This is a genomic window from Paracoccus litorisediminis (assembly GCF_009711205.1).
GTDB classification, from domain to species: Bacteria; Pseudomonadota; Alphaproteobacteria; order Rhodobacterales; family Rhodobacteraceae; genus Paracoccus; species Paracoccus litorisediminis.
This window is the reverse complement of record NZ_WMIG01000008.1, coordinates 136,172-149,128: the sequence shown is the minus strand read 5'-3', so window position 1 is coordinate 149,128 and position 12,957 is coordinate 136,172. Positions and strand designations below refer to the sequence as shown.

General features: G+C 64.3%; 12 protein-coding genes. 10 read left to right on the top strand and 2 right to left on the bottom strand.

Annotation, left to right across the window (positions count from 1 at the left end; translation table 11 throughout):
* Nucleotides 1-2: 2 nt before the first annotated feature.
* Nucleotides 3-1,214, bottom strand: coding sequence for an HlyD family secretion protein (locus GL300_RS15160; protein WP_155040496.1), 1,212 nt, complete (start codon nt 1,212-1,214; stop codon nt 3-5).
* 181 nt (nt 1,215-1,395) lie between these two features.
* Here GL300_RS15160 and GL300_RS15155 point away from each other — a divergent pair, with 181 nt between their 5' ends.
* A complete protein-coding gene (locus GL300_RS15155; protein ID WP_155040495.1) occupies nt 1,396-2,019 on the top strand; it encodes a TetR/AcrR family transcriptional regulator in 624 nt (207 codons plus the stop codon).
* A gap of 51 nt (nt 2,020-2,070) precedes the next feature.
* Here the strand turns inward: GL300_RS15155 and ilvD are convergent, their stop codons facing one another.
* Nucleotides 2,071-3,906: a dihydroxy-acid dehydratase gene (gene ilvD / locus GL300_RS15150; protein WP_155040494.1), complete on the bottom strand. Its 1,836-nt coding sequence runs from the start codon at nt 3,904-3,906 to the stop codon at nt 2,071-2,073.
* Nucleotides 3,907-4,207: 301 nt separating this feature from the next.
* On the opposite strand from ilvD, the gene GL300_RS15145 reads away from it, so the two are divergent.
* The 9 genes from GL300_RS15145 to GL300_RS15105 all read left to right on the top strand — a co-directional run bounded on the left by GL300_RS15145 (nt 4,208) and on the right by GL300_RS15105 (nt 12,913).
* Nucleotides 4,208-5,014 carry a transporter substrate-binding domain-containing protein gene (locus tag GL300_RS15145; protein ID WP_155040493.1) on the top strand — a complete coding sequence of 269 codons (807 nt, stop codon included), beginning with the start codon at nt 4,208-4,210 and terminating at the stop codon, nt 5,012-5,014.
* A gap of 72 nt (nt 5,015-5,086) precedes the next feature.
* Nucleotides 5,087-5,752 carry an amino acid ABC transporter permease gene (locus GL300_RS15140; protein WP_155040492.1) on the top strand — a complete coding sequence of 222 codons (666 nt, stop codon included), beginning with the start codon at nt 5,087-5,089 and terminating at the stop codon, nt 5,750-5,752.
* Nucleotides 5,753-5,763: 11 nt separating this feature from the next.
* Nucleotides 5,764-6,417, top strand: a complete 654-nt coding sequence (locus GL300_RS15135; protein ID WP_155040491.1) for an amino acid ABC transporter permease — start codon at nt 5,764-5,766, stop codon at nt 6,415-6,417.
* On the top strand, nt 6,410-7,132 hold the full coding sequence (locus tag GL300_RS15130; RefSeq protein ID WP_155040490.1) for an amino acid ABC transporter ATP-binding protein: 723 nt from the start codon (nt 6,410-6,412) through the stop codon (nt 7,130-7,132). Before GL300_RS15135 ends, GL300_RS15130 begins: the two co-directional genes overlap by 8 nt.
* A 2-nt stretch (nt 7,133-7,134) precedes the next feature.
* Nucleotides 7,135-8,415, top strand: coding sequence for an NAD(P)/FAD-dependent oxidoreductase (locus GL300_RS15125; RefSeq protein WP_155040489.1), 1,281 nt, complete (start codon nt 7,135-7,137; stop codon nt 8,413-8,415).
* Nucleotides 8,416-8,420: 5 nt separating this feature from the next.
* Nucleotides 8,421-9,422 carry a 4-hydroxyproline epimerase gene (locus GL300_RS15120; RefSeq protein ID WP_155040488.1) on the top strand — a complete coding sequence of 334 codons (1,002 nt, stop codon included), beginning with the start codon at nt 8,421-8,423 and terminating at the stop codon, nt 9,420-9,422.
* The gene (lhpI, locus tag GL300_RS15115) at nt 9,419-11,098 is read left to right on the top strand and encodes a cis-3-hydroxy-L-proline dehydratase (RefSeq protein WP_155040487.1); all 1,680 of its coding nucleotides are present in this window, start codon (nt 9,419-9,421) and stop codon (nt 11,096-11,098) included. The genes GL300_RS15120 and lhpI overlap by 4 nt, the downstream gene beginning before the upstream one ends.
* A gap of 16 nt (nt 11,099-11,114) precedes the next feature.
* Complete coding sequence (locus GL300_RS15110) at nt 11,115-12,143, top strand: trans-3-hydroxy-L-proline dehydratase (protein ID WP_155040486.1); 1,029 nt, start codon at nt 11,115-11,117, stop codon at nt 12,141-12,143.
* Between the two features lie 65 nt (nt 12,144-12,208).
* On the top strand, nt 12,209-12,913 hold the full coding sequence (locus GL300_RS15105) for a GntR family transcriptional regulator (protein ID WP_155040485.1): 705 nt from the start codon (nt 12,209-12,211) through the stop codon (nt 12,911-12,913).
* Nucleotides 12,914-12,957: the final 44 nt, after the last annotated feature.

Genomic DNA, 12,957 nt, shown 5'->3' with positions numbered 1-12,957 from the left:
GGTCAGCCTCCGGTCCGGGCGACCTGCTGGTCGGTGGGTCGGGCCGGGTTCTGACTGATCGCATCGCCCTGCGGCAGGTGGGGCTGATCCTGATGCGCCGGGGTTGCAGGCAGCACCGCCATCGGCTCACCCGTGCGGATATCGATCTGGGCGATGACCGACATGCCGGGACGCAGCGGCAGGTGCTCGCGGTCGGCGGGATCGATCTCGATGCGGACGGGCACACGCTGCACGACCTTGGTGAAGTTCCCGGTCGCGTTCGACGCGGGCAGCAGGCTGAAGACCTGACCCGTCCCCGCCGTCATGCTGACCACGCTGCCTTTCAGCGGCTTATCCGGCCATGCATCGACGCTGATCGAGACCTGCGCACCGGGATGGATATCCGCGATCTGCGTTTCCTTGAAATTCGCCTCGACATAGACCTTGCTGACAGGAACCAGCGTTCCGATGCGGCTGCCGGTGGTCACGAAGGAACCGACTTCCACCTGCCGTTCGGTCATCACGCCATCAAAGGGCGCGCGGATTTCGGTAAAGCCCAGATCGCGCTGCGCCTGACGTACGGCGGTTTCCGCCGAACGCACGTCCAGACGGGCGGTGTCCACCTTGGCATGCAGCACGGTCAATTCTGCCTGCGCTTGCGACAGGGCGGCCTCGGCGCTTTTCACCTGAGCGGCGGCGGATTTGGCGGTCGCCTCGGCGGCGTCCAGCGCAGCCTGTGTCCCGGCCGAACTGCTCTTGAGATCCTTGGCGCGGTGATAGGATTTCTGCGCGCCGTCATTCGTGGCCCCGGCGGCAAGGATCGCGGCTTCGGCCTGCGCGATACTGGCCTTGCCCGCGGTGATCTGCGCCTGCAACTGGCTTTCGGCGCTTTTCGCGGTGGCCAGACTGTTCTGGGCCCGCTCCAGCGCCAGCTGGTAATCCTCGGGGTCGATGCGGGCGATCACCTGCCCTTTGACCACCTGCGCGTTGGGCTCGACCATGATATCTGCGACATAGCCGGTTGCACGGGCCTGCAGCTGGATCAGGTCAGCCTGCAGATAGGCGTCATCCGTTTCCTCGTGGAAACGGCCATAGCTGAACCAGTGCCAGCCCTCATATCCGGCCAAGGCCAGCACCGCGATCGCGAGGACCGACAGGATGCGCTTGGCCTTGCCCGTCTTTGCCTTGGGCGCAGGGGTTTGCGCGGGCGTGATTTGGTCATCGGAGACTGCCATGATCCGGCCTTTTTCGTGATGTGCCGCAAATCGGCATGCATGGGGAGGGCGCGGCCCTGATTCCGCGGGCCGGGAAGGCGGTAGAATAATATTGACCGAACCGTTCGGTCAATCTAGAAATTGGGTCTGCGCAGCCCCATTTCAATGGGGTAATGTCACCAGAATTCGGAAACGGACCAGTATGACCGAGATCGCGGAAAAAGCCCTTGCCGTCGAGGACAGTCCCAAGCGCCAGCAAATCCTTGATGGCGCGAGAAAGATGTTCATGACGAAAGGCTTCGACGCGGCGTCCATGCAGGATGTCGCCCGCGCCGCAGGCGTGTCCAAGGGCACGCTCTACGTTTATTTCGACAGCAAGGAAGCGATGTTTCAGGCGCTGGTGATGGGCGAATGCAGCCGCCTGCAAGCCGTCATCCGCCAGATGGCCTCGGGCACCGGAGCGGTCAGCGACGAATTGCACGCAATCGCCCGCCAGATGCTGCAAACGCTTCTGCAGACTGAAGTCATGCGCGCCATGCGCATGGTCATTGGCACGGGCGAGAAATTCCCCGAACTGGCCCGCACCGTCTATCAGGCCGGCCCGATGCGCTCGGCCCGGACATTGGCCGAATACCTGACCAAGCGTGTCGAGCGTGGCGATTTGCAGATCGACAATTGCGAGGCTGCCAGCAGCGAATTCATCGATCTGGTCCTGTCGGGCCAGCAGCGCCGCGGCCTGCTGATGATGCCGCCGCTGCCGGACGACGCGCTTGAGGAATACATCACGCGCCGGGTCGGGCTGTTCCTGAAAGGTTACAGCGCCTGAGTTGGTCAGCCCCCGCCCGCATCTTGCGTGATGCGGGCGGGGACGATTGTTTTACTCTGGCAGGATACGAACCGCACCCCTGTCGGCCGACGACGCGAAGGCCGCATAGGCTTTCAGCGCGGTGGTGACATTGCGCTTGCGCGGTTCGGCCGGTTTCCAGCCCAGTTCATCCTGCGCGGCGCGCCGCGTTGCCAATTCGGCCTCATCCACCAGCAGGTCGATGGTGCGGTTCGGGATGTCGATGGCGATCGTGTCGCCATTCTTGACCAGCCCGATCAAGCCACCCTGCGCCGCCTCGGGCGAGGCATGGCCGATCGACAGACCCGAAGTCCCGCCCGAGAATCGGCCATCGGTGATCAGCGCGCAGGCTTTGCCCAGACCCTTCGATTTCAGGTAGCTGGTCGGATACAGCATTTCCTGCATGCCGGGCCCGCCCTTGGGGCCTTCGTAGCGGATGACGACCACATCGCCCGCCTTGACCTTGTTGCCCAGAATGCCGCTGACCGCCGCGTCCTGGCTTTCAAAGACCACGGCCGGGCCGGTGAATTTCAGGATCGATTCATCGACCCCCGCCGTCTTCACGATGCAGCCGTCCAGCGCGATATTGCCTTTCAGGACCGCAAGCCCGCCATCCGCCGTGAAGGGCGAGTTGACCGAGCGGATCACGCCATTCTGCCGGTCAAGGTCCAGCTCATCCCAACGGGCGCTCTGCGAGAAGGCAACCTGCGTCGGCACACCGCCCGGAGCTGCGCGGAAGAAGTTGTGCACGGTCTCGCTGTCGGTCCGGCTGATGTCCCAGCGGTCGATTGCCTCACCCAGCGTGGGGGTGTGGACGGTCGGCGTGTCGCGATGGATCAGGCCTCCCCGCTCCAGCTGGCCAAGGATCGCCATAATCCCGCCTGCCCGGTGGACATCCTCCATATGCACGTCCTGCTTGGCCGGGGCGACCTTGGATAGGCAGGGCACCTTGCGGCTGAGCTGGTCGATATCCTTCAGGTCGAAATCGATCCCACCCTCATGCGCGGCGGCAAGGATATGCAGCACCGTGTTGGTCGAACCGCCCATCGCGATGTCCAGCGACATGGCGTTTTCAAACGCCTTCTTGTTGGCGACATTGCGCGGCAGGACGCTGTAATCGTTCTGCTCATAATGGCGGCGGGCCAGATCGACGATCAGATGGCCAGCCTCGACAAACAGACGCTTGCGATCGGAATGGGTCGCCAGCGTCGAGCCATTGCCCGGCAGCGACAGACCCAGCGCCTCGGTCAGGCAGTTCATCGAGTTCGCGGTAAACATGCCCGAGCAGGAACCGCAGGTCGGACAGGCCGAACGCTCGATGACCTGCACATCCTCGTCCGAAACCGAGTCGTCTGCGGCGGCGACCATGGCATCGACCAGATCCAGCGCATGGGTCTTGCCATGCATGACGACCTTGCCGGCCTCCATCGGCCCGCCGGAAACGAATACGGCGGGGATATTCAGCCGCATCGCCGCGTTCAGCATGCCGGGGGTGATCTTGTCGCAGTTCGAGATGCAGACCATCGCATCGGCGCAATGCGCGTTCACCATATATTCGACGCTGTCGGCAATGATCTCGCGCGAGGGCAGCGAATACAGCATGCCGTCATGGCCCATGGCGATGCCGTCATCGACCGCGATGGTGTTGAACTCCTTCGCGACGCCGCCCGCGGCCTCGATCTCGCGCGCGACCAGCTGGCCAAGGTCCTTCAGGTGGACATGGCCCGGCACGAATTGCGTGAACGAGTTGACGACCGCGATGATCGGCTTGCCGAAGTCCCCGTCCTTCATCCCCGTGGCGCGCCAGAGGCCACGGGCCCCTGCCATATTGCGTCCATGGGTAGTCGTGCGAGAGCGATAGGCTGGCATGTTCGAAATTCCCGTGTGGATCTGGGCCGCTGGCGGCCCGTCTGCGGCAGGGTTACCACTTATCGCAGGCAAGTTGCCAGAGCCGGACGTCAAATTCCGCCCGATTCTGCAACAAAAACATCGTGAGCCCGGTCCCTAACGAAACTTTCTGTCTCGAGCGCCTGCCGAACTCCCCGCAACCCACTGCATGCGCATGTTATATACTTTATGTATTTTTTCATTTGATTTTTGTGTCGACTGCGAGGATACAAATTGAGTCAACGGTCACTCAAAGACCCGAACACCAACACGGGAGACAATAATGAAGACCTCGCTTCTTGCCCTTGCCGCCGTGGCAACCACGCTGGCCGGTCCGGCGCTTGCTGACAAGCTTGATGACATCATCGCCGCAGGCACGCTGCGCTGCGCCGTCGTGCTGGATTTCCCGCCAATGGGTTCGCGCGATGCGAACAACAATCCGCAGGGCTTCGACGTGGATTACTGCAACGATCTGGCGAAATCGCTGGGCGTCACCGCCGAAGTGGTCGAGACCACCTTCCCCGAGCGTATCCCCGCGCTGATGTCGGGTTCGGTCGATGTCGCCGTCGCCTCGACCTCGGACACGCTGGAACGCGCCAAGACCGTCGGCTTCTCGATCCCCTATTACGCCTTTGAAAACGCCGTCGTCTCGCGCGAGGGGCTGGACATGGCGAATTGGGAAGGCATGAAGGGCAAGACCGTCGGCGCCACCGCCGGCACCTATGAGGCGATCTGGCTTGAGGGCAAGGTCAAGGAATGGGGCGCGGGCGAATTCCGTCCCTACCAAAATCAGGCCGATGTGTTCCTGGCACTGTCGCAGGGTCAGCTGGACGCCACCGTCTCGACCGTCGAAGTCGCCGAGGCCAATGTGAAATCGGGCAATTTCAAGGGCATCAAGATCGTCGACAAGGCCCCGATGGTGCCCGACTATGTCGCACTGATCACGCTGCGCGAGGAATACGGCCTGATCAACTACATGAACCTGTTCATCAACCAGCAGGTCCGCACCGGCCGCTATGCCGAGCTTTACAAGAAATGGGTCGGCGAGGGTGAGCCCGCGAACCTGACGATTCAGGGCGTCTATCGCTGATCCTTCCGCCTGTTCGCGGTGCGGGGCCTGCGCGCCCCGCACCGCATCACCGCTCAAAGCCATGAGGCGGTCATGTTCAATTACAATTTCCGCTGGAATCAGGCGCTGAATTCCCTTCCGCAGATGCTGGAAGGTGCGCTTGTGACCATCGAGATCGCGCTGCTGTCGATGCTCATCGGCATTGCGGTCGCGATCCTTCTGACCGTCTTCCGACTGTCGGGAAACCGCATCCTTTCCGCCATCGCCACGACTTGGGTCGAGATCGCCCGCAACACGCCCGCGCTGTTCCAGATCTATATGGTGCATTTCGGGCTTGGCGGCTTCGGCATCCATCTCAGCCCGTTCCTGTCCCTGCTGATCGGTATCGCCTTCAACAATGCGGGCTATCTGGCCGAGAACTTCCGCGGCGCGCTGAAAGCCATTCCCGACACCCAAGCACGCGCGGCGCGCTCGCTGGGGATGAGCGCGGGCAAGGCCTTCCGCCATGTGGTGATGCCGCAGATGCTGCGAATCTCGTTCCTGCCGATGACCAACCAGATGGTCTGGGCGATCCTGATGACCTCGCTGGGTGCAGTCGTCGCGATGAATACCGACCTTTACGGCGTCACCAGTGAACTGAATGCGCGCACCTTCCGCACCTTCGAGCTTTTCGCCATCGCCGCCGTGATCTTCTATGTGATCACCAAGGCGATCACCCTTTCGGCCCGCGTCCTTGCGGCCCGGCTGTTCCGTTACTGAAGGGGGCCGCGATGTTCGATACTGCTTTGAACGCCAACGATCTGATCTTCCTCGCCAAGGGTGCGGGGATGACGCTGGTCGTCACCGCCATCTCGGTCTTTTTCGGGACGGTGCTTGGCATCGTCTTCGGGGTCTTCCGTTATCAGGTCGGGCCCTGGTGGGCCGCGCCCCTGACTTTCGTGCTGGATGTGTTTCGCTCGATCCCCTTGCTGATTCAGCTGGTGCTGGCCAACGCTTTTGTCACGACGGTGCTGGGCATCCGCATTTCTGGCTTCACCGTCGCCTGCGGGGTGCTGTCGCTTTACACTGCTGCCTATTGCGCGGAAATCGTGCGCGGCGGCATCGAATCCGTGCCGCTGACCCTGCGCCGCGCGGCGCGCTCGCTGGGCCTTAGCTGGCGTCAGGACATGACCAATATCGTCATGCCGCTGGCGACCCGCGTGGCGCTGCCTTCTTGGATCGGGCTTGCGCTTGGCGTGATGAAGGACTCGGCGCTGGTCTATATCGTGCAGGTGGTCGAGCTGCTGAAATCGACCCAGATCCTGATCACCCGCCTGCAAGAGCCGCTGTTCCTGCTGATGGTTTGCGGTGCCTTCTACTTCCTCATTTCCTTCCCCATCGCCCGTTTCGGCGGCTATCTGGAGAAACGGTGGTCCCATGATTGAGATCCAGAACGTCCGCAAATCCTTCGGCTCGCTGGAGGTCCTCAAGGGCATCGACCTGACTGTCGCCAAGGGCGAGGTGCTGACCATCATCGGCGGCTCAGGCTCGGGTAAATCGACGCTTCTGACCTGCATCAACGGGCTGGAACCAATCGATTCCGGCAAGATCCTGGTCGATGGAACCGAGGTCCATGCCAAAGCCACCGACCTCAACAAGCTGCGCCAGAAAATCGGGATCGTCTTCCAGCAATGGAACGCCTTCCCGCATCTGACCGTGCTGGAAAACGTCATGCTGGCCCCGCGCAAGGTGCTGGGCATCCCCAAAGCCCGCGCCGAGGAAATCGCCGTCAAGCAGCTGACCCATGTCGGTCTTGCCGACAAGCTGGGGGTCTATCCGACCCGGATGTCGGGCGGCCAGCAGCAGCGCATGGCCATTGCGCGTGCCTTGGCCATGTCGCCCGATTACATGTTGTTCGACGAGGTCACGTCGGCGCTTGACCCGCAGCTTGTGGGCGAGGTTCTGGACACGCTGCGCATGCTCGCCTCCGAAGGGATGACCATGATCTGCGTCACGCATGAGATGAAATTCGCCCGCGAAGTCTCGGACCGGGTCGCCTTCTTCCATAAGGGCGTCATGGCCGAAATCGCCCCCCCGGCCGAGCTTTTCGGCGCACCCAAGGACCCCGAGCTGCAGAAATTCCTCGCGGCGACGCATTGAACATGAACCAGACTTCACCGTTTCCGAAATACCCCGGGGGGCGGGGCCAAACCCCGCCGCAAAGCGATGTCATCGTCATCGGCGCTGGCGTCGTGGGGCTGTCTACCGCCATCGCCCTGCAATCGCGCGGCCTGACCGTCACCGTCCTTGACCGCGAAGGTCCGGCAGCGGGTGCCTCGGCCGGCAATGCCGGCGCTTTCGCCTTCACCGACATTCTGCCCATGGCCTCACCCGGCATCCTGAAGAAGGCCCCGAAATGGCTGCTGGACCCGCTGGGGCCGCTTTCGGTGCCGCCATCCTACGCGCTGAAGATCGCGCCATGGATGTACCGCTTCTGGCGCGCCTGCTCACCCGCCCGTGTCGCCCATTCGACGGCTGCCCAGACCGCGCTGATGGACCTGTCGCGGGCCGAGCTTGAGCCATTCCTCGCCGCCTCGGGCACGCTGCCCATGCTGCGCAAGGATGGCAACCTGCAGGTCTATGAAACCGAGGCCGAGTTTCAGGCCGCACTGCCCGGTTGGCAGGCCCGTGCCCGCCATGGGATCGAATTCCAGCACATGGACGCGGACCAGATGGCCGCGCTGCAACCGGGGATCGCGCCGCGCTTCATCAAGGGTACCTTCACACCGGGCTGGCATTCCATCGCCGATCCGCGGCTTTACACCCTTGCCCTGGCCCAGCATTTCCGCGCCCAGGGCGGCGTGATCGAGCAGGCGGGCGTGACCTCGTTGCGCCCCGTCGAAGGCGGCGTCGAGATCGACGGCACGCGCCTTGCCAGCCATGTCGTCGTCGCGGCGGGGGCCTTCTCGCATCGCATCGCGCGCAGTCTTGGCGAAAACATCCCGCTGGAAACCGAACGCGGCTACAACACCACCCTGCCGCCCGGCGCGCTGGATCTGCGCACGCAGATCACCTTTGGCGGGCACGGCTTTGTCGTCTCGAACCTGTCGACCGGCATCCGCGTCGGCGGTGCGGTCGAACTGGGCGGGCTGGAACTGCCGCCGAACTTCAAACGCTCGGACGCGATGCTGGCCAAGGCCAAGGCCTTCCTGCCCGGCCTCGACACCGACGGAGGCGCGCAATGGATGGGCTTCCGTCCGTCGCTGCCCGACAGCCTGCCGGTGATCGGCCATGCCCGCGCGACGCGGCGCGTGACCTACGCCTTTGGCCACGGCCATCTGGGCCTGACGCAATCGGCGGGCACCGCGCGCCTTGTCGCCGAACTGGTGACGGGCCACCGTCCCGCCATCGACCTTACTCCCTTCTCGCCCCAAAGGTTCTGATCCCCATGACGACCCATACTTTTTCCTGCATCGACGGGCATACCTGCGGCAATCCCGTGCGCCTCGTTTCGGGCGGTGGCCCGCGCCTTGAGGGCGCGAACATGCTGGAACGGCGCGCGCACTTCCTGCGCGAATTCGACTGGGTCCGCACCGGCCTGATGTATGAACCGCGCGGCCATGACATGATGTCGGGCAGCATCCTTTACCCGCCGACCCGCCCCGATTGCGATGTGGCGGTGCTGTTCATCGAAACCTCGGGCTGCCTGCCGATGTGCGGCCACGGCACCATCGGCACCATCACTATGGCCATCGAAAACGGCCTAATCCAGCCGCGCGAGCCGGGCAAGCTGTCGATCGACGCCCCCGCTGGCAAGGTCGACATCACCTATCGCCAAGAGGGCCGCTTCGTCGAGGAAGTCCGCCTGACCAACGTGCCAGGCTTCCTTTACGCCGAGGGCCTGACCGCCGAGGTCGAGGGTCTGGGCGAGATCGTGGTAGACGTGGCCTATGGCGGCAATTTCTACGCCATCGTCGAGCCGCAGAAGAACTTCCGCGACATGGCCGACCATACCGCGACCGAGCTGGTCGGTTGGTCGCCAAAACTGCGTGCCGCGCTGAACGCGAAATACGAATTCGTCCATCCCGAACACCCCGAGATCAACGGCCTTTCCCATATCCAATGGACCGGCGCGCCGACGGTCGAGGGCGCCCACGCCCGCAACGCCGTCTTCTACGGCGAAAAGGCCATCGACCGCAGCCCCTGCGGCACCGGCACCTCGGCCCGCATGGCGCAGCTTGCCGCCAAAGGGAAACTGAAGACGGGCGACGAGTTCTGGCACGAATCCATCATCGGCTCGATCTTCAAGGGCCGGGTCGAGGCCGAGACCACCGTGGCAAACCGCCCGGCGATCATCCCGTCGATCGCGGGCTGGGCGCGGATGACCGGCTATAACACCATCTTCATCGACGAACGCGATCCCTTTGCGCATGGCTTCGTGGTGAAATGACAAACAACGCCGCCCTGTCCATCCTCACCGGCACGGCTGAAGGGCCGGTTCTGGCTTTGGCCGAGGGGCTCAGCTTCTGGGGCGGCGTCGATCCGGCCACGGCGCGGGTGATCGACACGCATCACCCGGCGCATGGAGCGGATATCGCGGGCAAGGTGCTGCTGATGCCGACCAGCCGGGGCTCGTGCTCTGGCTCGGGCGTGATCCTCGACATGGCGCTGTCGGGGCGTGCGCCCGCCGCGCTGATCTTTTCCGAAGCCGAGGACGTGCTGACCCTTGGCACGCTGATCGCGGCCGAGATGTTTCAGCGCCCCCTGCCCGTGTTGCGGGTGTCCCCCGCAGTCATGGCCCGGCTGGCCGCAGCATCCTTCCTGCGGATCGGCCCCGACGCGATCACGGGCGACGGTATCAGCATCTCCGTCACCACCCCCGCGCCCGAGGCGCTGGACCTGACAGACGCTGACCGCGCCATGCTGGACGGGCGCGACGGCAAGGCCACGGCGCTTGCCATGCGGATCATCTGCGCCATGGCCCGCCAGCAAGGCGCGCATGCGCTGATCGACATCACCCGCGGCCATGTCGATGGCTGCATTTATGCCAGCCCCGCCAACCTGACCTTCGCCGAGGAAATGCTGGCGCTTGGCGCACGTGTCCGGGTGCCGACGACGATGAACGCCATCTCGGTCGACCGCCAGAACTGGCAGGCGCAGGGCGTGCCGCCGGTCTTTGGCAACCCCGCCGCGCGGCTGGCCGATGCCTATGTCCGCATGGGCTGCCAGCCCAGCTTCACCTGCGCGCCCTATCTGCTGGAAGACGCCCCCGAACAGGGCGAGGCCTTGGCCTGGGCGGAATCGAACGCCGTAATCTACGCCAATAGCGTGTTGGGCGCGCGCAGCCCCAAGCATCCGGATTTTCTGGAATTCTGCATGGCGGTCACGGGACGCGCGCCGCTTTCCGGCGTCTATCTGGATGCGGGGCGCAAGGCCGCCGCCATTCTCGATGTCGACCTCCCCCAAGGCGCGGACGAGTCGATCTGGCCACTGATCGGCTACCTGGCCGGGCGGCTATGCCCCGACCGTATTCCGCTGCTGCGGGGACTGTCCGGGGCGCAGCCAAACCCCGATGACCTCAAGGCACTTTGCGCGGCTTTTGGCACGACCTCGGCCGCGCCCATGTTGCATATCGACGGCGTGACGCCCGAGGCTGACGGCGCCGCCCTGCCCGATGCGCCAAGCCAGCAGATCACCCGCGCCGATCTGGCCAAGGGCTGGGACCTGCTGAACCACGGCCCGTCCAAGGTCGACCTGATCGCCATCGGCAGCCCCCATGCCTCGGCCCCCGAATGCCGGGCGCTGGCGGATCTGCTGTCGGGGCGCACCATCCGCATCCCTGTCATCGTCACTGCGGGCCGTCAGGTCATATCCGCGCTGCGCGACGATGGGACGTTGGCCCGGTTGGAACAGGCGGGGGTGCAGGTGATCCCCGACCTGTGCTGGTGCTCGATCTCGGAGCCCGTCTTTCCGCCCGCCGCCCGCGTGGTGATGACCAATTCCGGCAAATACGCCCATTACGGGCCGGGACTTTCCGGCCGGGACATGCGCTTCGGCAGCCTCGCCGATTGCGTGACAGCCGCCATGACCGCAAGCGCATCGCCGCGCCCGGCATGGCTAGAATGACCAAAGGACCAAAGGCATGCGCAGCAGCAAGACCATCCACGTGATTTCCGCCCATGCCGAGGGCGAGGTGGGCGACGTGATCGTGGGGGGCGTCCTGCCCCCACCCGGCGACACCATCTGGGAACAAAGCCGCTGGATCGCCCGCGACCAGACCCTGCGCAATTTCGTCCTGAACGAGCCGCGCGGCGGCGTCTTTCGCCATGTAAACCTGCTGGTCCCGCCGAAACACCCCGAGGCCGACGCCGCCTTCATCATCATGGAGCCCGAGGACACGCCGCCCATGTCCGGCTCGAACTCGATCTGCGTGTCGACGGTGCTGCTGGATGGCGGGCTGATCCCGATGCAGGAACCGGAAACCCACCTTACCCTTGAGGCCCCCGGCGGGCTGGTCCGCGTCCGCGCCGAATGCCGGAACGGCAAGGCCGAGCGCATCTTTGTCCAGAACCTGCCGAGCTTCGCCGGCGACCTCGACCAGAAGCTGGAGGTCGAGGGCTTAGGCACATTGACCGTCGACACCGCCTTTGGCGGCGACAGCTTTGTCATCGTCGATGCGCAGGCCATGGGGTTTTCGCTGGTCGAGGCCGAGGCTCATGACATCGCCCGCCTTGGCGTGCGCATCACCGATGCCGCGAACGCCGCCTTGCGCTTCCAACACCCGACACTACCTGACTGGAAGCATTTTTCCTTCTGCCTGTTCGCCGGTCCGCTCGAACGCGGTCCCGAAGGTCTGCGCGCAGGTGCCGCAGTTGCGATCCAGCCGGGCAAGGTCGACCGCTCGCCTACTGGCACCGCGCTTTCGGCCCGCATGGCGGTGCTGCATGCCCGTGGCCAGATGACGATGGACGACAGCCTGACCGCCGTTTCGCTGATCGGCTCTACCTTTCAGGGGCGTATCCTGGGCACAACGCAGGTCGGCGACACCCCGGCGATCCTGCCCGAAATTTCGGGCCGGGGCTGGGTCACTGGCATCCATCAGCACATGCTGGACCCCTCGGACCCTTGGCCGCAGGGTTACCGGCTGGCCGATAGCTGGGGGGCGCGGTGACGCTTGCGCCCACCCGAACAAACCACCAGAAGGCCCGTTCTTTCAACGACAGGAAACCCGCGCCTATGACCAAGCAACCTTCATCTCCGGCCACCGAGCGCAAGCGCGGCGAAGGGGTGAAATTCGTCTACGAGATCCTGCGCGACGAAATCATCGACCTCGTCCTGCCGCCGGGCAGCCCGATCGACGAAATCCAGCTGGCCGAACGCCTGTCCATGTCGCGCACCCCCATCCGCGAGGCGCTGGTCCGGCTGGCGGGCGAAGGGTTGGTTACGACGCTGCCCAACCGCTCGACCGTGGTGTCGAATATCGACTTCCTGAACCTGCACACCTTCTTTGACGCGCTGACGCTGATGTATCGCGTCACCACCCGGCTGGCCGCCGAATATCGCAGCCCCGCCGATCTTGAGGTGATCCGCAGCCGTCAGGCCGAATTCGCCCATGCAGTCGAAACGCAGGACGCGCTGGCGATGATCTCGACCAACCGCGAGTTTCATGCCGCCATCGCCGAGGCCGGGCGTAATCCCTATTACCTCGGACTGTTCCTGCGTCTGCTGGACGAAGGGCGGCGGATGCTGCGGATTTATTATTCGTCCTTCGACGACCGCTTGCCGCAGCAATATGTCGATGAACATGACGGGCTTGTCGCCGCGATCGAGGCCCGCGACATTGCCCTTGCCGACCGGCTGGCCGCGCAACATGCCGACCAGATCGTCAACCAGATCCGGCAGATGATGGCCCGCGACCGCCGCCAGCAGATCGCGCTTTAAACTGGCTCAAATCGCTCAAGCCCGCCGTGCGCCTGTCGTCGGCG